A 21251-nucleotide genomic window follows, 5' to 3' on the forward strand; every position below is an offset into this window, starting at 1 on the left:
CGCTAAATAATGAAATGACGTTTTAACTTCGCCATGCTCGCCACTGCTGCCTGCGACCGGGAAATAACGCGGCAGGTCGTTGCGCAACAAAAAGAGCTGATAAGCTGATGAAAAATAGCGAAAACAAGCAACATCATAGCCTTAGCGTAAAATAGCGGATTTGCGCAACGTGGCGCAATTATCGGAATAATTCCTAAAGTGCTAAATCTTGCGCGCTTTAACGATTCAACACTTAGTCATTAATTGCGCATTGTGCCAGGCTAATTTTGCGAATAGCTAAATTTTCCATGTGCCCATTCATTCTTAAAAGGATAATCTCGATGTCCATTACAGGCGAACAGCCGTTAGTGCTCTGGTATAACCAGCTTGGCATGCACGATGTCGATCGCGTGGGAGGCAAAAACGCCTCTCTGGGTGAAATGATTACGAATTTGTCGTCGCTGGGCGTTTCCGTGCCCAACGGATATGCGACCACATCTTACGCATTTAATCAGTTCCTCGATCAGAGCGGCCTCAACCAGCGCATTTACGATTTACTGGACAAGACCGATATCGACGATATCGACGAGCTGGCGAAAGCCGGCAAGCAGATCCGTCAGTGGGTCGTGGATACCCCGTTCCAGCCCGAACTGGAAACGGCTATTCGCGAGGCATACGAGCAACTCTCCGCAGACGATGCCGAGGCATCCTTTGCCGTACGCTCTTCCGCCACCGCGGAAGATATGCCGGACGCCTCCTTCGCCGGCCAGCAGGAAACCTTTCTTAACGTGCAGGGCTATGACGCGGTGATTATCGCCGTGAAGCACGTTTACGCTTCGCTGTTTAACGATCGCGCTATCTCCTACCGCGTGCATCAGGGCTACGACCATCGCGGCGTCGCGCTGTCGGCGGGCGTTCAGCGTATGGTGCGCTCCGATCTCGCCTCTTCAGGCGTGATGTTCACCATCGATACCGAATCGGGCTTCGATCAGGTGGTGTTTATCACTTCCGCCTTCGGTCTTGGCGAAATGGTGGTGCAGGGCGCGGTCAATCCCGACGAGTTTTACGTGCACAAGCCGACCCTGGCCGCCGATCGCCCGGCGATCGTGCGCCGCAATATGGGCTCGAAAAAGGTGCGTATGGTCTACGCCGATTCGCAGTCGCACGGCGAGCAGGTGCGCATCGAAGATGTGCCGGAAAGCGAACGCGACCGTTTCTCGCTGACCGATGAAGAAGTGCAGGCGCTGGCGCGTCAGGCGGTGCTGATCGAGCAGCACTACAAGCGCCCAATGGATATCGAATGGGCCAAAGATGGCCATACCGGCAAGCTCTTTATCGTGCAGGCGCGACCGGAAACCGTGCGCTCCAACGGACAGGTGATGGAGCGTTATAACCTGCAGGGCACAGGCAGCGTGGTGGTGGAAGGCCGCGCCATCGGTCATCGCATCGGCGCGGGCGAAGTCAAAGTGATCCACGACATCAGTGAAATGAACCGCATTGAAAAAGGCGACGTGCTGGTCACCGATATGACCGATCCCGACTGGGAGCCGATCATGAAGAAAGCCTCGGCGATCGTCACTAACCGCGGCGGACGCACCTGTCACGCGGCGATTATCGCGCGCGAGCTGGGCATCCCGGCAGTGGTGGGCTGCGGCGACGCTACCGAGCGTTTGCAGGACGGCAACAAAGTCACCGTCTCCTGCGCCGAGGGCGACACCGGCTATGTCTATAGCGATTTGATCGATTTCGAAGTCACCAGTTCGCAGGTAGACGAGATGCCGGCGCTGCCGCTGAAGATCATGATGAACGTCGGCAACCCTGACCGCGCATTCGATTTTGCCTGCCTGCCGAACGAAGGCGTGGGCCTGGCGCGTCTGGAGTTCATTATCAACCGCATGATTGGCGTGCATCCAAAAGCGCTGCTGGAGTTTGACCAGCAGACGCCGGAACTGCAGCAGCAGATCCGCGGCATGATGAAAGGCTTCGACAGCCCGGTCGAGTTCTATATCGCCCGTCTGACTGAAGGGATCGCCACGCTCGGCGCCGCCTTCGCGCCGAAGCGGGTGATTGTGCGCCTGTCGGACTTTAAATCGAACGAGTATGCCAATCTGGTAGGCGGCGAGCGCTACGAGCCGGAAGAGGAGAACCCGATGCTGGGTTTCCGCGGCGCCGGACGCTATGTGGCGGACAGCTTCCGCGACTGTTTCGCGCTGGAGTGCGAAGCGGTGAAGCGCGTGCGCAACGAGATGGGCCTGACCAACGTCGAAATCATGGTGCCCTTTGTGCGCACCGTGGCGCAGGCGCAGGCGGTGGTTGAGGAGCTGGGCCGTCAGGGGCTGAAGCGCGGCGAGAACGGCCTGAAAATCATTATGATGTGCGAAATCCCCTCAAACGCGCTGCTGGCCGAGCAGTTTCTTGAGCATTTCGACGGCTTCTCAATCGGCTCGAACGATATGACGCAGCTGGCGCTGGGGCTGGATCGCGATTCAGGCGTGGTGTCGGCGCTGTTCGACGAGCGCAACGAGGCGGTGAAAGCGCTGCTGTCGATGGCGATTCAGGCGGCGAAAAAGCAGGGCAAATATGTCGGCATCTGCGGCCAGGGGCCATCCGATCATCAGGACTTCGCGGCCTGGCTGATGGAAGAGGGTATCGACAGTCTGTCACTCAATCCGGACACCGTGGTGGAAACCTGGCTGTCGCTGGCTGAGTTAAGCAAAAGCGCATGATTATTTAGGTAAATTGTCGCTAAAAGGCCAGCTTTGCTGGCCTTTTTACTTTATTCAGGCCAAAAAAAAGCCCATCACAGGGGATGGGCAAAGACTACACACAGCAATTCTTCACTTTACTCAGGGGAAAAAGGTTGTTTAAAAATCAGTAGGTTGATTTCAAACTTAGGAATCATGTTATTCATCGCGCGGTTCTGAGTCTTTAAGAATCCTCTTATTAGTTTAAAGCCAGTAAACTTTTGTCACCTGTTTAGCCGCAAGATCGGGGTAAACCAGTGCGAAAAATAAACTATTCGCCGCTGATATGCGGCCTCATGGCCGAAAACTGCGTTTTTTCTTAAAAACCGCTAATGAAAAAAAATATTAACGTCGCGCAAATGAGTCAGGGCGGTTAACCGCCCTGAGCCTGGTTTCAGGATGGCAGATGCTCTTCGTCGTGATCGGACAGAATCTCGACCACGCTGGCGAGATCGCCTTCTGGCGGCGGCGGGGCCTCATGCATCCAGACAGAGACCAGTCGGTAAGAGACCGCCAGCACGACAGGACCGATAAAGAGACCAATCAGGCCGAAGGCGACCAGCCCGCCGATAACGCCGGAGAGGATCAGGATCATCGGCAAATCGGCGCCCATGCGGATCAGCATCGGGCGCAGCACATTGTCCAGCGTGCCGACCACGCAGCTCCAGATCAGCAGCACCGTGCCCCAGGTGGTGTCGCCGCTCCAGTAGAGCCAGATAATGGCGGGCACCAGCACGATAAGCGGTCCTATCTGCACCAGACAGCAGAGGATCATCAGGACGGTCAGCAGCGTGGCGTAGGGGATGCCGGAGAGCGCCAGGCCGATGCCGCCCAGCACGCCCTGCACCAGCGCGGTCACCACCACGCCGAGCGCCACGGCGCGGATCGCCTGACCGGCCAGCAGCACCGTGGCGTCGCCGCGACGGCCCGCCATGCGAAAGGCGAAGTGGCGGATGCCCTGCGCCGCCTGTTCGCCGCGCCAGAACAGCAGGGCGCTGAACAGCAGCATTACGCCGAGGTGGATCATCAGCCGACCGAAGTGGCCCGCCTGCGCGACAAAGAAGCCGGTGGTGCGACCCACGTAGGGCTGCAGTTTCGCCATAATGGCGGATCCGCCGCCCGCCACCAGTTTATGGTAGCTGGAGAAGAGTTTGTCGCCGATGGCCGGAATATCATTCAGCCACAGCAGCGACGGCATCTCCATATGACCCTGCGTCGCCCAGGCGATAACGGGCGCGCTATTGTCGATGAGGCTGTTGACCAGCAGCGCGATGGGAATAATAAACAGCAGCAACAGCAGCAGCGTCATCACGATGACCGCCAGTGAACGCCGGTTCCACAGCAGGCGCTGCACGCGCAGCATCAGCGGCCAGGTGGCGATCACCACCATGCTCGCCCAGGCAAAACCCAGTATAAAAGGCTGAACTATCCAGATGCAGGCGACGATCATCAGCAGGATAAAGAGCAGCGTAAAGAGCCTCTGCGGCATATCCGTGGTGCGGTGCAGGTTTTTCATAAGGAACAACGACCTCAAATAATCCTTCATTAGGGGGCAATCAGGCCCGACTTAATGATGAGCTATTTCGGCCCCTTTAAACAGAGGCGAAAGAAGCGGTTTTTCCCTTTCCTGAAAAAACAGCGAGCGCGAAAAAAATGTGTTAAAACGGAACGTTCAGACAAAACAAGCAACGCAAACGTTTACAACATCTGGTCTCCCAATAATGATCCCACAGATTTCTCAGGCGCCCGGCCTCGTTCAACGGGTGCTGACATTCCTCGACGCGCTGAAGGCGCAGGGCTTCACTGGCGATACCGCCACCAGCTACGCCGACCGTCTGTTAATGTCCACCGACAACAGCATCTATCAGCTGCTGCCGGACGCGGTGCTCTTTCCGCGCTCTACCGCAGACGTCGCGCTGATTGCGCGCCTGGCGGGCGAGGCGCGCTTTAATGAGCTGATCTTCACGCCGCGCGGCGGCGGAACCGGCACCAACGGCCAGTCGCTGAATCAGGGCATCGTGGTGGACATGTCACGCCATATGAACCGCATCCTGGAGATTAATCTCGAGCAGGGCTGGGTGCGCGTCGAAGCGGGCGTGGTCAAGGATCAGCTTAACGCCTGGCTTAAGCCCTACGGCTTTTTCTTCTCGCCGGAGCTCTCTACCAGCAACCGCGCGACGCTGGGCGGGATGATCAATACCGACGCCTCGGGCCAGGGCTCGCTGGTCTACGGGAAAACCTCCGATCACGTGCTGGGGCTGCGCGCAGTGCTGCTCGGCGGCGATATTCTCGATACCCGGCCGATGGCCGCCGCGCTGGCGGAGACGCTGGCGCAGACCGCGACGCCGGAAGGGCGTATCTATCAGCAGGTGCTGACGCGATGCCGCGAGCAGCGCGCGCTGATTCTGGAAAAATTTCCGAAGCTGAACCGCTTCCTCACCGGCTACGATCTGCGTCACGTCTTCAGCGACGATATGCAGACCTTCGATCTGACGCGTCTGCTGTGCGGCGCCGAGGGGACGCTGGCCTTTATCACCGAAGCGCGGCTCGACATTACGCCGATCCCGAAAGTGCGTCGGCTGGTGAATATCAAATATGACTCGTTCGACTCTGCGCTGCGCAACGCACCCTTTATGGTCGAGGCGCAGGCGCTGTCGGTTGAAACGGTCGATTCCAAAGTGCTTAACCTGGCGCGGGAAGATATCGTCTGGCACTCGGTGCGCGAGCTGATTACCGACGTGCCTGACAAAGAGATGCTCGGCCTCAATATCGTCGAATTCGCCGGCGACGACGGCGCGCTGATCGAGCAGCAGGTCGCTTCGCTCTGCGCGCGGCTGGATAGCCTGATGGCGCAGCGCCAGGGCGGCGTGATCGGTTATCAGCTCTGCGAGGATCTTGACGGTATCGAGCGCATCTATAACATGCGGAAAAAAGCGGTAGGCCTGCTGGGCAACGCCAAAGGGCGCGCCAAGCCGATCCCCTTTGTCGAGGATACCGCCGTGCCGCCGGAGCACCTTGCCGACTATATCGTCGAGTTTCGCGCGCTGCTCGACAGCCACGGCCTGAGCTACGGTATGTTCGGCCACGTCGACGCGGGCGTGCTGCACGTGCGTCCGGCGCTGGACATGTGCGATCCGCAGCAGGAGATGCTGATGAAAACCCTGTCGGATGAGGTGGTGGCGCTGACCGCGCGCTACGGCGGACTGCTCTGGGGCGAACACGGCAAAGGATTCCGCGCGCAGTATAGCCCGGCGTTCTTCGGCGAAACGCTGTTCAACGAGCTGCGCCGCATCAAGGCGGCGTTCGATCCCGACAACCGTATGAATCCCGGCAAGATCTGTACTCCCATCGACAGCAACGAGCCGATGATGCAGGTCGACGCGACGAAGCGCGGCAGCTACGATCGCCAAATCCCGCTGACGGTGCGCAGCGAGTGGCGCGGCGCGATGGAGTGCAACGGCAACGGCCTCTGCTTCAACTTCGATGCGCGCAGCCCGATGTGCCCCTCCATGAAAATTACCCGCAACCGCATCCATTCGCCAAAAGGACGCGCTACCCTGACGCGTGAATGGCTGCGCCTGCTGGCGGAGCAGGGCGTCGATCCGCAGCAGCTTGAAAAGCAGCTGCCGGAAAACAGCCTGTCGCTGCGCGCCCTGATTGGCCGCGTGCGCAACAGCTGGCACGCCAGCAAGGGGGAATATGACTTTTCCCATGAGGTGCATGAGGCGATGTCCGGCTGTCTCGCCTGTAAAGCCTGCTCAACCCAGTGCCCGATCAAAATCGACGTGCCCGATTTTCGCGCCCGCTTTTTGCAGCTCTACCATACGCGCTACCTGCGCCCGGTAAGCGACCATCTGGTGGCGGCGGTCGAGAGCTATGCGCCGCTGATGGCGAAAGCGCCGAAGGCGTTTAACTTCTTTCTGCGCCAGCCCTGGATGCGCGAGCTAAGCAAAACCCATATCGGCATGGTCGATCTGCCGCTGCTGTCGTCGCCTTCGCTGAAGCAGGAGCTGAGCGGCCATCCGGCGATGGGCATGACGCTGGAGAAACTCGAGGCGCTGAGCCCAGCGCAGCGCGCCGAAACGGTGCTGGTGGTGCAGGACCCCTTTACCAGCTTCTACGAGGCGCAGCTGATCGCCGACTTCATTCGTCTGATCGAAAAGCTGGGCCTGCGGCCGGTGCTGCTGCCCTTTATGCCGAACGGCAAGGCGCAGCACGTTAAAGGCTTTCTGCAGCGCTTTGCGCGCACCGCCGGCAAAACCGCTGACTTCCTTAATCGGGTGGCGAAGCTCGGCATGCCGATGGTCGGCGTCGATCCGGCGACGGTGCTCTGCTATCGCGATGAATACAGGCAGACGCTCGGCGACAAGCGCGGCGACTTTCACGTTCAGCTGGTGCATGAGTGGCTGCGCGAGGTGGTCAGCACGCGCGACGCCGTGCCGGGAAGCGGCGAAAGCTGGTATCTGTTCGCGCACTGCACCGAAGTGACGGCGTTGCCGAACACGCCGAACCAGTGGCAAGAGATTTTTTCGCGCTTCGGCGCGCGGCTAGAGAATATCAATGTCGGCTGCTGCGGCATGGCGGGCACCTACGGCCATGAAAGCAAGAATCTCGACAACTCGCTGGGGATTTATGGGCTGTCGTGGCATCCGCAGCTGCAGAAACTGCCGCGCCAGCGCTGCCTGGCGACCGGCTTTTCCTGCCGCAGCCAGGTTAAAAGGCTGGAAGGCAACGGCATGCGGCATCCGCTGCAGGCGCTGCTGGCATTAATGTAACGAAATTGTGCGCGACGTCACGACGCGGCTGGATTAGAATATCCAGCCCGCGTGACGCACGAAGTCGCTCTGCAGCGCGGTGGCTTTGTCCCACTCTCCGACCAGCGCCAGCTGATGGCACAGGCGGGTGAGGGAGAGGCGCGCCAGCTGCCAGGCCTGGATGCGGAACAGCCTGTCGCGCTCGCTGTTGCCCATCTCCTGCACCAGCCGGTGGTGCAGTTTGCCCATGGCGTGCAGATAACTTTGATCGTCTCCGTTGATCTGGCAGATTTCGGCCATATCCAGACAGGTGTCGTTGAACTGGCGCAGCTGATGAACAGTACAGTCGGCCCGGTTGAGCTTTGCCTTCGCCAGGTAGAAATCAACGGTGATATCGCGTACGGAAAAATGATAGTCGTCGATTTTGCGCTGCAGCCAGGCAGAGACAGAGAGCGTCATGGCGCCACCTCAGATGTTGAATGATAATAATTATCATATTCAACTGGGCGCGGATTGCAATTACGCAGCGCGAAAATTTTCACGATTTACTTAGCCTGTTAATAAAATCGGCAAGAACAATTTCTGCGCATCTGATAAAGGCGTAACCTATCAATAAGAAATTATTAATAACTAGCTGAAAAATTTTTTACGTATTTTTAACAGGTTAGGCCACTGATTTTGGCGTGCGCGCTCTCGCCGCAAAGGTCTGCGAAGCAGCTATGCTTAATTAAGCAGCGATTAAAAAGAGCACAAGATGATTATCCCTGCAAAACAAGAGGTTGAAGTGATCGCCCAGATCCTTACCATAGGGGGATAGCCTGAAAAGGTCCGGACTTACGAGGTAACAACATGGCATCTGTAAATGCAGCAACGTTCTCTCCTGATGATTTCGTCTGGAAAGGGGTCACGCTGACTGATTCCGCGGCAAAGCAAATTCTTAGCCTGGTGGCGCAAGATCCTGAAGTAAAAGGTCTGCATCTCGGCGTGAAGCAATCCGGCTGCGCCGGTTTCGGCTACGTCATGGATCTGGTGAAAGAGCCTGCCGACGACGATCTGCAGTTTACGCATAACGGCGCAACGCTCTACGTGCCGCTTCAGGCAATGCCGTTTATCGACGGTACGGAAGTGGATTATGTCCGCGAAGGCCTGAACCAGATTTTTAAATTCAATAACCCTAAAGCTCAACACGCCTGCGGGTGCGGTGAAAGCTTTGGCGTCGAGTAAGTGAAATATGTCACGACACAGCGAAACATCTGACGATGTACAAATGTGGGAAGGCAAGCTCAACTACAAAGAGGGCTTCTTTACCCAGTTGCAAACCGACGAAATGGCGCACGGCATCAACGAAGATGTGGTGCGCGCGATCTCGGCTAAACGTAACGAGCCAGAGTGGATGCTGGAGTTTCGTCTTAAAGCCTTTCGCGCCTGGCTCGAAATGGAAGAGCCGCACTGGCTGAAAGCGCATTACGACAAACTGGATTATCAGGATTACAGCTATTACTCGGCGCCGTCATGCGGCAACTGCGACGATAGCTGCGCCTCTGAGCCGGGCGCGCTGCAGTCTTCGGGCATCGAAGAGACCAACACCTACCTGACGCAGGAAGTTGAGAAGGCGTTCGAACAGCTCGGCGTGCCGGTGCGTGAAGGACGCGAAGTCGCGGTCGATGCGATTTTCGACTCGGTTTCCGTCGCCACCACCTACCGCGGCAAGCTGGCGGAGCAGGGCATCATTTTTTGCTCGTTCGGCGAAGCGATTCAGGAGCACCCTGAGCTGGTGCAGAAGTATCTCGGCACCGTGGTGCCGGCCAATGACAACTTCTTTGCGGCGCTGAACTCCGCGGTCGCCTCCGACGGCACCTTCGTCTATATCCCGAAAGGGGTGCGCTGCCCGATGGAGCTGTCGACCTATTTCCGCATCAACGCGGCGAAAACCGGTCAGTTCGAACGCACTATCCTGATTGCCGACGAAGACAGCTATGTCAGCTACATCGAAGGCTGTTCCGCGCCGGTGCGCGACACCTATCAGCTGCATGCGGCGGTGGTGGAAGTCATTATTCATAAAAACGCGGAAGTGAAGTACTCCACCGTGCAGAACTGGTTCCCAGGCGGCGAAGGCGAAGGCGGCATTCTGAACTTCGTCACCAAGCGCGCGCTGTGCGAAGGCGAGAACAGCAAAATGTCCTGGACGCAGTCCGAGACTGGCTCCGCCATTACCTGGAAATACCCGAGCTGCATCCTGCGCGGCGATAACTCCATCGGCGAGTTTTACTCGGTGGCGCTGACCAGCGGCCGTCAGCAGGCGGATACCGGCACCAAGATGATCCACATTGGTAAAAACACCAAATCGACCATCATCTCCAAAGGTATCTCTGCCGGTAAGAGCCAGAACACCTATCGCGGCCTGGTGAAAATCATGCCGACCGCGACCAACGCGCGTAACTTTACCCAGTGCGACTCGATGCTGATCGGCCCCGATTGCGGCGCGCATACCTTCCCGTATGTCGAGACCCGCAACAACACCGCTCAGCTGGAGCATGAGGCGACCACCTCGCGCATCGGCGAAGATCAGCTGTTTTACTGCCTCCAGCGTGGTATCAGCGAAGAAGATGCGATCTCAATGATCGTCAACGGCTTCTGTAAAGACGTTTTCTCTGAGCTGCCACTGGAATTCGCCGTGGAAGCGCAAAAACTGTTAGCCATCAGCCTTGAGCACAGTGTGGGCTGATGCCGTCACACGCGTTGCCGGAAGCAATGTGAAGGAATAAGTATGTTAAGCATTAAAGATTTACAGGTTAGCGTTGAAGACAAAGAGATTCTGCGCGGTCTTAACCTCGAAGTGAAACCGGGCGAAGTGCACGCCATTATGGGCCCGAACGGCTCAGGCAAAAGTACGCTCTCTGCAACGCTGGCTGGCCGTGAAGATTACGAAATCACCGGCGGTTCCGTGAGCTTCAAAGGCAAAGATCTGCTGGAGCTTGACCCGGAAGACCGCGCGGGCGTAGGCATTTTTATGGCGTTTCAGTATCCGGTTGAGATCCCGGGCGTCAGCAACCAGTTCTTCCTGCAGACCGCGGTCAACGCGGTGCGTAAATATCGCGGCAAAGAAGAGCTGGATCGTTTCGACTTTCAGGACTTTATCGAAGACAAGATCCACCTGCTGAAGATGCCGGAAGATCTGCTGACCCGTTCGGTCAACGTCGGCTTCTCCGGCGGCGAAAAGAAACGCAACGACATTCTGCAGATGGCGGCGCTGGAGCCGGAACTGTGCATCCTCGATGAAACCGATTCCGGTCTGGATATCGATGCGCTGAAAATCGTCGCGGAAGGCGTCAACAGCCTGCGCGACGAAAAGCGCGCCTTTATCATCGTGACCCACTATCAGCGTATTCTGGACTACATCAAGCCAGACTTCGTGCACGTGCTGTACAAAGGTAAGATCGTCAAATCGGGCGACTTTACGCTGGTGAAACAGCTGGAGGAGCAAGGCTATGGCTGGCTTACCGACGAAGAGTGATAATGCCCTGCAGCAGTGGCATCATCTGTTTGAATCGCGTGGCGAGTCTCGCTCGCTGCAGGCTCAGCAGCACTGGCAACAGCTGATGCGCGTCGGTCTGCCGACGCGTAAGCATGAAAACTGGAAATACACCGCGCTGGATGGGCTTCTGTCCCACCAGTTCGCGCTGCCGCAGGCGAAAAGCCTGAGCCAGGCGCAGGTCGACGCGCTGGCGCTGCCGCTGGACGCGATCCGTCTGGTGTTCGTCGACGGTCAGTTTCAGCCGTCGCTGAGCGCGGCCGATACCGAACTCTTCGCCGTTCAGCATAGCCGCGCCGCCGAGCGCCGCCCGCTGCCGGCGCCGGTGCAGCCGGAAGTGTTTCTGCACCTGACCGAAAGCCTGGCGGAAGAGGTCACCTCGATTCGCCTGGCGCGCGGCAAGGCGGCGGCGCGTCCGCTCTACCTGCTGCATATCACCAGCGGCCAGGCGGATGCGCTTAACACCGTGCATCATCGCCACCATTTCGAGCTGGAAGAGAGCGCGCAGGCGCAGGTTATCGAGCATTACGTCACCCTGGACGGCGCACAGCACTTTACCGGCGCGCGCTTTACCTTCGCGGTCGGCGACAATGCCCAGCTGAAACATGTCAAGCTGGCGTTTGAAGAGAGCAGCAGCTACCACTTCGCCCATAACGATATCGTTATCGGTCGCGATGCGCAGGTAAGCAGCACCAGCTTCCTGCTGGGCGCGGGCCTCTCTCGTCACAACACCAGCGTGCAGCTCAACGGCGAGAACACCCAGCTGTCGCTGAACAGTCTGGTGCTGCCGATGAATGCGGAAGTGGCGGATACCCGCAGCTATCTGGAGCACAACAAAGGCTACTGCCTGAGCCGTCAGCTGCATAAAACCATCTCGCGCGACAAAGGCCGCGCGGTGTTTAACGGCCACATCAAAGTGGCGCAGCACGCGCTGAAAACCGACGGGCAGATGACCAACAACAACCTGTTGCTGGGTCGTCTGGCGGAAGTGGACACCAAGCCGCAGCTGGAAATCTATGCTGACGACGTGAAGTGCAGCCACGGCGCGACCATCGGCCGCATTGATGATGAGCAGATGTTCTACCTGCGCTCGCGCGGCATCGCAGAAGAAGCGGCGCAGCAGATGATTATTCACGCTTTTGCGGCCGAACTGACCGAAGCGCTGGATGATGAGACGCTGCGTCAGGCGGTTCTGCAACGCATCGCGGCGCGTTTCCCTGGAGATGCCTCATGATGAACTTCGATCTCGAACGTATCAGGGCCGACTTCCCGATCCTGAAGCGTGAGGTCAACGGTCATCCGCTGGCCTACCTTGACAGCGCGGCCAGCGCCCAGCGTCCGCTGGCGGTGATTAACGCCGAAAGCCATTTTTATCAGTATGGCTATGCGGCGGTGCACCGCGGCATTCACAGCCTGAGCGCGCAGGCCACCACCGATATGGAAAACGTCCGCCTGCAGGCGGCGCATTTTCTTAACGCCTCCTCGCCGGAAGAGATCGTGTTTGTCAAAGGCACCACCGAGGGAATCAACCTGGTGGCGAACAGCTGGGGCGCAAGCCAGCTGCAGGCCGGCGATAACCTGATCATCACCGAGATGGAGCACCACGCCAATATCGTGCCGTGGCAGATGGTGGCGCAGCGCACCGGCGCAGAGATCCGCGTGCTGCCGCTGAACAGCAGCGGCGAGCTGGCGATCGACGCGCTGACGGGGCTGATTGACAGCCGTACGCGCCTGCTGGCGGTGACGCACGTCTCCAACGTGCTCGGCACCGTTAACCCGGTTAAAGCGCTGGTGGCGCAGGCGAAAGCCGCCGGGCTGGTGACGCTGGTGGACGGCGCGCAGGCGGTCATGCATGGCAAGGTTGACGTGCAGGATATCGACTGCGATTTCTACGTCTTCTCCAGCCACAAAATTTACGGCCCGAACGGCGTCGGCATTCTTTACGGGCGCAAAGCGCTGCTCGACGAGATGCCGCCCTGGGAAGGCGGCGGCTCGATGATCGATCAGGTAGTGCTGCCTGTCGGCACCACCTGGAACAAAGCGCCCTGGCGTTTCGAGGCGGGCACGCCTAATACCGGCGGCATTATCGGCTTCGGCGCGGCGCTGCGCTATGTCGAAGAGATCGGTCTTGAGGCGATTCAGCAGCGTGAACAGGCGCTGATGCGCTACGCGCTCGACAAGCTCGCCTCGGTGCCCGATCTGGTGATTTACGGCCCGCAGGATCGCGCAGGCGTCATCGCTTTTAATCTGGGCAAGCATCACGCCTACGACGTCGGCAGCTTCCTTGATCAATACGGTATCGCTATTCGCACCGGCCACCACTGCGCCATGCCGCTGATGCGCCATTTCGCCGTGCCGGCCATGTGCCGCGCCTCGTTCGCCTTCTACAACAGCGAAGAAGAGGCCGATCGTCTGGCGGCGGGTTTGACCCGTATTCATCGTTTGCTGGGCGGTTGAGCAGAGTTCAGGAGTCAGTCATGGCCACGTTGCCAGATAAAGAAAAACTGGTGCGCAACTTTAACCGTTGCGCCAACTGGGAAGAGAAGTACCTCTACATCATTGAGCTGGGCGCAAAACTTCCAGAATCATCTGAAAGCCTGCATCAGCCGGAAAACGTGATCTCCGGTTGTCAGAGCCAGGTCTGGATCAAGATGACGCCGCAGAGCGACGGCACCCTGGCATTTGAAGGGGACAGCGACGCCGCTATCGTTAAGGGGTTGATTGCAGTGGTATTTAGTCTGTATCAAAACCTGACGGCAGCCGATATCGTCGCGCTGGACGTGCGGCACTGGTTCGCCGAACTGGCGTTAACTCAGCATCTGACGCCGTCGCGTTCGCAGGGCCTTGAAGCGATGATTCGGGCAATTCGCCATAACGCTCAAAATCTCCTCTGAGTTAAACTAGCAGACGCCAACAGGCGTCTGTTTTTTTATCTGAAAGAGAAGATTGCATGAAATCAGCCTTACGTTTCGCCGGTGCGCTGCTGCTAAGCGTTGGACTTGCCGCGCCGGCTTTCTCCACGGAATACCCGCTTCCTGCCGCCGACAGCCGCCTTATCGGCGAAAATCAGTTAACCACCGTTCCCGACGACAAACGTCCTCTTGAAGCTATTGCGGCGAAATACCAGATTGGGCTGCTGAGCATGCTGGAGGCCAATCCGGGCACCGATCCCTGGCTGCCCAAGGCGGGCACGCAGTTAGTGGTGCCGCAGCAGATGCTACTGCCGGATACGCCGCGCGAGGGGATTGTGGTGAACCTGGCCGAGCTGCGCCTCTATTACTACCCCAAAGGCGAAGATAAAGTCATCGTCTATCCCATTGGCATCGGCCAGCTCGGCGCCGCAACGCCGGTGATGGTGACCAGCATCAGCCAGAAGATACCTAATCCGACCTGGACGCCGACCGTCAATATCCGCAAGCGCTACGCTAAAGATGGCGTCACGCTGCCGGCGGTGGTGCCTGCCGGCCCGGAAAACCCGATGGGACTGTTTGCGCTGCGTCTGGCGCGCGGCAGCGGCAACTATCTGATCCACGGCACAAACGCCGATTTCGGCATCGGCATGCGCGTCAGCTCCGGCTGCATACGCCTGCGTCCGCAGGATATTGAAGCGCTGTTTAACAGCGTGCCGAAAGGGACGCGCGTGCAGGTGATCAACCAGCCGGTAAAATATGCCGTCGAGCCGGACGGAAAGCGCTATGTCGAAGTGCATCAGCCGCTGTCGCACAGTGATAAAGACGATCCGCAGACCATGCCGATAGCGCTCAGCCCGGCGATGAAGAAGTTTATTAAGAGTCCGCAGAGTGACAGCGCGCTGATCAAAGCGGCGCTGGAGCGTCGTTCCGGCATGCCGGTGCTGGTATCGAGCGGGGAGGCGATGGCCGCGCCGTCTGAGGCGGCGTCAGAACAGGCGCAGAGCGCGCAGACAACACCCTGAACCCGACAGTTGCCGCCGTGTGCTGGCGGCAAAATCAGAGCAAAAAAAATGGCGCCACATGGGCGCCATTTTTAATACCAGAACTCTTACTTACGGTAAGAGTGAGCCTGGTTGTCCAGACGCTGGTTAGCACGAGCTGCGTCATCTTTAGCAGCCTGCACGTCAGAACGGATTGCGTTCACGTCGTTGCTCAGCTGGTCAACTTTAGCGTTCAGAGTCTGAACGTCTGAAGACAGCTGGTCGATTTTAGCGTTGCTTGAGCAACCAGCCAGCAGAGTTGAACCCAGGATTACCGCGCCCAGTACCAGTTTAGTACGATTCATTATTTATACCCTCTAGATTGAGTTAATCTCCATGTAGCGTTACAAGTATTACACAAAGCTTTTTAAGTTGAGAATAAATTTTTGATGAGAAGATGCTTAAACTTGATCGTTCGCTCAAAGAAGCAGCGCTTCACCGCATATGATAAAAATATTTAGCGAAAACAGAGAGATTTAATCGGATTAACCTTAATTTCGGAGGATATTGAATAGTTATTATCGATTGGAAATTTCCCGGTTTTGTATTAGTGGCGGAATAAAAAAAGCGCCCCTAAAGGCGCTTTTAAATAAATGCTCAAACGAATTAAATGACGTGTACTGAGGCCGTATTTGTGGTACCGCTTGGTACTAATGCGCCCGATACCATCACCACCACGTCGCCTTTCTGCGCATAGCCGCTTTCCAGCGCCGCTTCTTTGCCGATGCGATAGAAATCGTCAGTAGAGGCGATCTCGGTTACCAGACGCGTTTCGATACCTTTGCTCAGGATCAGCTGGCGCGCGGTAGTCTCATTGGTAGTCAGCGCGAGGATAGTGGCGTCCGGGAAGTATTTGCGCACCGATTTGGCGGATTTGCCGCCTTCGGTGGCGACCACGATCAGCGGCGCTTCCAGTTTCTCGGCGGTTTCCACCGCGCCGCGGCAGACAGCTTCTGTGATGCGCAGCTTACGGGAGTCTTCCAGCGCGTCGATGCGCGACTTCATCACGCGGTCGGTGCGCTCGCAGATGGTGGCCATAATGGTCACTGACTCCAGCGGATATTTGCCCTTGGCGCTCTCGCCGGAAAGCATAACCGCATCGGTGCCGTCGAGGATGGCGTTGGCCACGTCGCCCGCTTCCGCACGAGTAGGGCGCGGGTTCTTGATCATCGAGTCGAGCATCTGGGTAGCGGTGATCACCACCTTGCGTGCCTTGTTGCACTTCTTGATCATCATCTTCTGGGCGAAGATCACTTCTTCTACCGGGATCTCTACACCCAGATCGCCGCGCGCCACCATGATGCCGTCAGAAGCGTCGAGGATTTCGTCGAAGTTGTTCAGGCCTTCCTGGTTTTCGATCTTGGAGATGATCTGAATATGTTCGCCGCCGTGGGCTTTCAGATGCTCGCGGATCTCCAGCACGTCGGAGCGCTTGCGAATAAAGGAAGCCGCCACGAAGTCGACGCCTTGCTCGCAGCCGAAAATCAGGTCGCGCTTATCTTTTTCCGCCAGCGCAGGCAGCTGGATAGAGACGCCCGGCAGGTTAACGCCTTTGTTCTCGCCGAGGTCGCCGTTGTTCAGCACGGTACACACCACGGTGTTTTCCGTCACTTCTTTAACTTCCATGCCGATCAAACCATCGTCTACCAGCACGGTGTTGCCGATTTTTAGATCTTCAGTGAAGCCGGCGTAGGTGACGGCGACGCGCTCGCTGTTGCCGATCACGCTCTGGTCGGTGGTAAAGGTAAAGGTCTGTCCCGCTTTCAGGGAGACGTCGTTACCGCCTTCCAGCTTCATGGTGCGGATTTCCGGACCTTTGGTGTCGAGCAGAATAGCGGCCTGACGACCGGTTTTCTGCATCACCGCGCGCATGTTGGCGATGCGCTGACCGTGCTCGGCGTAATCGCCGTGCGAGAAGTTGAGGCGCATAACGTTCATGCCGGCTTCAAGCAGCTGGGTCAGCATCTCTTCAGATTCGGTTTTCGGGCCGATAGTACAAACGATCTTGGTCTTTTTCATGACAGGTTATCTGTAAGTTGTGATGGATGATAAAGGTTGGGATTCGATGACGACGCATCGAAATGAGAATTCTGGTTGTTAACGAAACGGACAGTACAACGTAAGAATAGGTGACGCAGGCTGAGCGTGCAGGGAAGTTGTGCGGTTACGTCTGGAAACCGACAATAGCGTGTTGCGCAAAGAGTGTGAGTTATCGCCATAGGCACGCCGCGCTGAAACCTTTCAAGTGGAACAACGGCGGATAGTATAGACGCTAAGTATCCGAAAACCAATTAAAAAGCGGAGAAGGAAACGACAGAGATCAATAAAAAGTGATGTTGCGCAAGAGAAGAAAACAGCAAGAGTGGTGCGCTCTAATGGACTCGAACCATCGACCCCCACCATGTCAAGGTGGTGCTCTAACCAACTGAGCTAAGAGCGCATTCAGAAATTTGGTGCGTCCGAGTGGACTCGAACCACCGACCCCCACCATGTCAAGGTGGTGCTCTAACCAACTGAGCTACGGACGCACTTGGTGCGCTCTAATGGACTCGAACCATCGACCCCCACCATGTCAAGGTGGTGCTCTAACCAACTGAGCTAAGAGCGCAACACGCTGTCAGGGCGACAGCGGGGACGAATATTAACGACACGCCGCAACGCTGGCAAGGGGAAAAACGCTTTTTTAGTGCTGACTGACCAGCAACTGCGCTATGCGTCGTTTTTTTAGACGTAGCAGGAGGTTAAAGACGAGACCAAAGCAACAGGGAGAGATGAGCCGAAGCCCATCCCTCTCTTCTGGTTGTTTCCCTCAGCGTGCCGCACGCGCCAGGATCACCTGCGCTGGCAGCTGTTGCAGGCGGCGAATACGCCACAGCATCATGATCGCCGCCGAGGTCAGGCCGATAATAAACCCGCACCAGAAGCCCGCCGGACCCATACGCGGCACTACCCAGTCGGTCATCGCCAGCGTATAGCCGCTGGGCAGCCCCAGCAGCCAGTAGGCGATAAAGGTAATAAAGAAGATTGAGCGCGTATCTTTATAGCCGCGCAGAATGCCGCTGCCGATAACCTGAATCGAATCGGAGAACTGGTAAATCGCCGCCAGCAGCATCAGCTGCGCCGCCAGCGCGACCACTTCCGGGTTGTCGTTATAGAGCAGGGCGATCTGATGGCGGAAGGTCACGGTCAGCAGCGCGGTTATCGCCACCATGCAGACGCCGACGCCCTGCGCGGTCCAGGCCGCGACGCGCGCCTGTTCGGCCGAGCCCTGGCCCAGCCGGTAGCCGACGCGAATAGTGGTGGCGACGCCGAGCGACAGCGGCAGAACGAACATCAGCGAGCTGAAGTTCAGCGCAATCTGATGGCCCGCAACGTCAACGATGCCCAGCGGCGACACCATCAGCGCCACCACGGCAAACAGCGTCACCTCGAAAAAGAGCGCCAGCGCCACCGGCAGGCCGAGCGAAACCAGCCGCTGCAGCACGGCGCGCGACGGCGGCGACCAGCGGGAACGCATGCGGATATCGCGCATGCCGCCCATGCGGCGCACCCACAGCCGCATCACCAGGAACATCACCCAGTACACCGATCCGGTCGCCACGCCGCAGCCCACGCCGCCCAGCGCCGGCATGCCGAAGTGGCCGTAGATAAAGATCCAGTTGAGCGGGATATTGACCAGCAGGCCGATAAAGCCCATCACCATGCCGGGTTTGGTTTTCGACAGGCCTTCGCACTGATTGCGCATCACCTGGAAGAAGAGGTAGCCGGGCGCGCCCCATAGCAGGGCATGAAGATAGCCTTCCGCCTTCAGCGCCAGCTGTTCGTCGATATCTTGCATAGCGCGAATGACATAACCGGCGTTCCACAGCACCGCCATAATCAGAATGGCGACGAAGAAGGCCAGCCAGTAAGCCTGACGAACCTGTTCAGCGATACGTTCGCGGCGGCCGGAGCCGTTGAGTTGCGCAACGGTTGGCGTCAATGCAAGCAGAAGACCATGGCCGAATAAAATGGCCGGAAGCCAGATAGAGGTGCCGACTGCGACGGCGGCCATATCCGTGGCGCTAACCGCGCCGGCCATGATGGTATCTACAAATCCCATTGCGGTCTGCGCCACCTGAGCAAGGATGACCGGAATCGCAAGGGCAAGCAATTGACGCGCTTCTGTTAAATACTTCTGCACGTTAACACCTGTTAAAAAAGAAAAGGGGAGTGATCCCGGAGAAATGCGCGGTTAGTGTAGCGGCATTAACAGGATTCACCAAGTTTTGTCACGCTGTGCGTTATATTGCGGCTGTAAAGCGGACGCGACGCGGAAATAATATCCGCGCGCTAAGCTGTGGTAAGCTAGAGCAAACTTCGCAGAGGCCAAAACTATGTTTACCGGAATTGTGCAGGGCACCGCAAAGATTGTGTCCATTGAAGAAAAAGATCTGTTTCGCACCCATGTCGCAGAGCTGCCGGAAGAGCTGCTGCCGGGGCTGGCGCTGGGCGCGTCGGTGGCGCATAACGGCTGCTGTCTGACGGTCACGGCCATTGAAGGCAACCGCGTCAGTTTCGATCTGATTAAAGAAACGCTGCGCGTCACCAATTTAGGCGACCTGCAGGAAGGCGACATCGTCAATATTGAACGCGCGGCGAAATTCAGCGATGAGATTGGCGGCCACCTGATGTCTGGCCATATTATGACCACTGCGGAAATCTGCAAAATTATCCAGTCGGAAAATAACCGCGAAGTCTGGTTTAAAATTCAGGACCCGGCGCAGATGAAATATATTCTGCATAAAGGCTTCGTCGGTATTGACGGCATTAGCCTGACCGTGGGGGAAGTGACCAAAAGCAAATTCTGCGTCTATTTAATCCCGGAAACCCTCGAACGCACCACGCTTGGCGCGAAGAAGCTGGGACACCGCGTCAATATCGAGATCGATCCGCACACCCAGGCGATTGTCGACACCGTCGAGCGCGTGCTGGCGCAGCGCGAAGCCGCCGCACTGCGTCCGGACGTCGAGTAAGCATAAAAAAAGGCGCTCCAGGCGCCTTATTCAACAGAGCGGCTTAGCGCGCGACGCGCAGGCCGCCTTCTACGCCGCGGCTAAAAACCACCTGCCACAGCTGAATATCGCGGGCGCGAAAGGCACCGGCGCAGGCATTGAGATAGTAACTGAACATGCGCTTAAAACGTTCGCCGTACTTTTCAGAGAGCTGCGGCCACGCCTGCAGGAAGCGCTCATACCAGGCCATCAGCGTGGCGTCGTAATCGGCGCCGAAATTATGCCAGTCTTCCAGAATGAAATGAGACTCGCTGGCGTCCGCAATATGGCGCACCGACGGCAGACAGCCGTTGGGGAAAATATATTTATCAATCCAGGGATCGACATTCATATCGGTGCGGATCGCGCCGATGGTGTGCAGCAGGAACAGTCCGTCCGGCTTGAGGTTGCGGTCCACCACGTCGAAGTAGGTGGCGTAGTTTTTCGGGCCGACGTGCTCGAACATGCCCACCGAAACGATACGATCAAACTGCTGGTTAAGATCGCGATAATCCTGCAGCAGGATAGTGACGTCCAGTCCTTCACAGCGCTGCTGCGCCAGCTTCTGCTGCTCTGCCGAGATGGTCACGCCGTGCACCACCGCGCCGTAGTGGCGAGCGGCATACTCTGCCAGGCCGCCCCAGCCGCAGCCGATATCCAGCAGCGTCATGCCCGGCTCCAGCTGCAGTTTGCGGCAGATCATATCCAGCTTCGCTTCCTGCGCCTGCTCCAGCGTCTCGGCCTCTTTCCAGTAGGCGCAGGAGTATTGCATATAGGGATCGAGCATCAGCGAGAAGAGGTCGTTCCCGAGATCGTAATGCTCTTTACCCACGATCCATGCGCGTTTTTTCGACTGTAAGTTAGTGAGGCGCGCGGCGGCCACGCGCAGCGTATCTTTGAAGTGGTGCGGCAACTGCTGGTCCAGCTTGTGCTTTAGCACGCGGTGAAAAAACATATCCAGCCGTTCGCACTCCCACCAGCCATCCATATAAGCTTCGCCAAGACCAAGTGAGCCTTCCTGAATCACGCGCTTAAAAAAGTCAGGATGCTTTACCTGAATATCCCAGGGGCGGCTGCCGTTGATTTCGATGTCCGCTTTTTCCAGCATTTCGTGGACAATGCGATACCAGTGGTTTTCTTCAAGGCTCACTTCTTCTATTAACGATGAACTCATAGCTACTCCATCACCTGTCCGCGTTGAACCTGAGAAAAAGAATAGTCAATTTCTCAAGGCCTGTGAGAAATGTCACGGATTGC

General features: G+C 57.5%; 16 protein-coding genes, 3 tRNA genes and 1 other RNA gene. 10 read left to right on the plus strand and 10 right to left on the minus strand.

Annotated elements, in window-relative coordinates; all coding sequences use genetic code 11:
* Window positions 1-320 precede the first annotated feature (320 nt).
* On the plus strand, window positions 321-2705 hold the full coding sequence (ppsA, locus tag B3229_RS12695; protein WP_286871217.1) for a phosphoenolpyruvate synthase: 2385 nt from the start codon (window positions 321-323) through the stop codon (window positions 2703-2705).
* 59 nt (window positions 2706-2764) lie between these two features.
* Here ppsA and rprA read toward each other — a convergent pair.
* Window positions 2765-2873, minus strand: an RNA gene (gene rprA, locus B3229_RS12700) — antisense sRNA RprA.
* A 244-nt stretch (window positions 2874-3117) separates the two neighbouring features.
* Window positions 3118-4239 carry an AI-2E family transporter YdiK gene (gene ydiK, locus B3229_RS12705; protein ID WP_033747493.1) on the minus strand — a complete coding sequence of 374 codons (1122 nt, stop codon included), beginning with the start codon at window positions 4237-4239 and terminating at the stop codon, window positions 3118-3120.
* Between the two features lie 205 nt (window positions 4240-4444).
* Between ydiK and ydiJ the strand changes: the two genes are divergently transcribed.
* On the plus strand, window positions 4445-7498 hold the full coding sequence (ydiJ, locus tag B3229_RS12710) for a D-2-hydroxyglutarate dehydrogenase YdiJ (protein WP_286871220.1): 3054 nt from the start codon (window positions 4445-4447) through the stop codon (window positions 7496-7498).
* A gap of 33 nt (window positions 7499-7531) precedes the next feature.
* Here ydiJ and B3229_RS12715 read toward each other — a convergent pair whose 3' ends face one another.
* Window positions 7532-7936: a hypothetical protein gene (locus B3229_RS12715; RefSeq protein ID WP_286871222.1), complete on the minus strand. Its 405-nt coding sequence runs from the start codon at window positions 7934-7936 to the stop codon at window positions 7532-7534.
* Between the two features lie 390 nt (window positions 7937-8326).
* Between B3229_RS12715 and sufA the strand changes: the two genes are divergently transcribed.
* Genes sufA through B3229_RS12750 form a run of 7 tightly spaced genes read left to right on the plus strand, consistent with a single transcriptional unit; the run spans window position 8327 to window position 14943 of the window.
* Window positions 8327-8701: a Fe-S cluster assembly scaffold SufA gene (gene sufA, locus B3229_RS12720; RefSeq protein WP_033789823.1), complete on the plus strand. Its 375-nt coding sequence runs from the start codon at window positions 8327-8329 to the stop codon at window positions 8699-8701.
* Between the two features lie 7 nt (window positions 8702-8708).
* The gene (sufB, locus tag B3229_RS12725) at window positions 8709-10202 is read left to right on the plus strand and encodes a Fe-S cluster assembly protein SufB (RefSeq protein WP_048785644.1); all 1494 of its coding nucleotides are present in this window, start codon (window positions 8709-8711) and stop codon (window positions 10200-10202) included.
* Window positions 10203-10244: 42 nt separating this feature from the next.
* A complete protein-coding gene (gene sufC / locus B3229_RS12730) occupies window positions 10245-10991 on the plus strand; it encodes a Fe-S cluster assembly ATPase SufC (RefSeq protein WP_286871226.1) in 747 nt (248 codons plus the stop codon).
* Entirely contained in the window at window positions 10966-12243 is a 1278-nt protein-coding gene (sufD, locus tag B3229_RS12735) for a Fe-S cluster assembly protein SufD (RefSeq protein WP_286871228.1), read from the plus strand. The genes sufC and sufD overlap by 26 nt, the downstream gene beginning before the upstream one ends.
* On the plus strand, window positions 12243-13466 hold the full coding sequence (gene sufS / locus B3229_RS12740) for a cysteine desulfurase SufS (protein ID WP_286871375.1): 1224 nt from the start codon (window positions 12243-12245) through the stop codon (window positions 13464-13466). Before sufD ends, sufS begins: the two co-directional genes overlap by 1 nt.
* A gap of 20 nt (window positions 13467-13486) precedes the next feature.
* The gene (gene sufE / locus B3229_RS12745; protein WP_033789826.1) at window positions 13487-13903 is read left to right on the plus strand and encodes a cysteine desulfuration protein SufE; all 417 of its coding nucleotides are present in this window, start codon (window positions 13487-13489) and stop codon (window positions 13901-13903) included.
* 56 nt (window positions 13904-13959) lie between these two features.
* Window positions 13960-14943, plus strand: a complete 984-nt coding sequence (locus B3229_RS12750; protein WP_286871231.1) for a L,D-transpeptidase family protein — start codon at window positions 13960-13962, stop codon at window positions 14941-14943.
* Window positions 14944-15029: 86 nt separating this feature from the next.
* On the opposite strand, the gene B3229_RS12755 is transcribed toward B3229_RS12750, so the two are convergent.
* The 6 genes from B3229_RS12755 to B3229_RS12780 form a co-directional block, all read right to left on the minus strand.
* Window positions 15030-15266 carry a major outer membrane lipoprotein gene (locus tag B3229_RS12755; protein WP_007374746.1) on the minus strand — a complete coding sequence of 79 codons (237 nt, stop codon included), beginning with the start codon at window positions 15264-15266 and terminating at the stop codon, window positions 15030-15032.
* Between the two features lie 301 nt (window positions 15267-15567).
* Window positions 15568-16980 carry a pyruvate kinase PykF gene (gene pykF, locus B3229_RS12760; protein ID WP_286871258.1) on the minus strand — a complete coding sequence of 471 codons (1413 nt, stop codon included), beginning with the start codon at window positions 16978-16980 and terminating at the stop codon, window positions 15568-15570.
* A gap of 344 nt (window positions 16981-17324) precedes the next feature.
* Window positions 17325-17401: transfer RNA gene (locus tag B3229_RS12765), tRNA-Val, on the minus strand.
* An 11-nt stretch (window positions 17402-17412) separates the two neighbouring features.
* A tRNA-Val gene (locus tag B3229_RS12770) sits at window positions 17413-17489 on the minus strand.
* A 3-nt stretch (window positions 17490-17492) separates the two neighbouring features.
* Window positions 17493-17569, minus strand: a tRNA-Val gene (locus tag B3229_RS12775).
* A gap of 201 nt (window positions 17570-17770) precedes the next feature.
* Window positions 17771-19144, minus strand: coding sequence for an MATE family efflux transporter (locus B3229_RS12780; protein WP_048781666.1), 1374 nt, complete (start codon window positions 19142-19144; stop codon window positions 17771-17773).
* Between the two features lie 193 nt (window positions 19145-19337).
* On the opposite strand from B3229_RS12780, the gene B3229_RS12785 reads away from it, so the two are divergent.
* Window positions 19338-19976 (plus strand): riboflavin synthase, encoded by a 639-nt coding sequence (locus B3229_RS12785; RefSeq protein WP_033747463.1) that lies wholly within the window; start codon window positions 19338-19340, stop codon window positions 19974-19976.
* Window positions 19977-20019: 43 nt separating this feature from the next.
* On the opposite strand, the gene cfa is transcribed toward B3229_RS12785, so the two are convergent.
* Window positions 20020-21168 carry a cyclopropane fatty acyl phospholipid synthase gene (gene cfa / locus B3229_RS12790; protein ID WP_286871261.1) on the minus strand — a complete coding sequence of 383 codons (1149 nt, stop codon included), beginning with the start codon at window positions 21166-21168 and terminating at the stop codon, window positions 20020-20022.
* Between the last annotated feature and the right edge of the window lie 83 nt (window positions 21169-21251).

Source organism: Pantoea sp. UBA5035 (assembly GCF_002415245.1).
GTDB classification, from domain to species: Bacteria; Pseudomonadota; Gammaproteobacteria; order Enterobacterales; family Enterobacteriaceae; genus Pantoea; species Pantoea septica.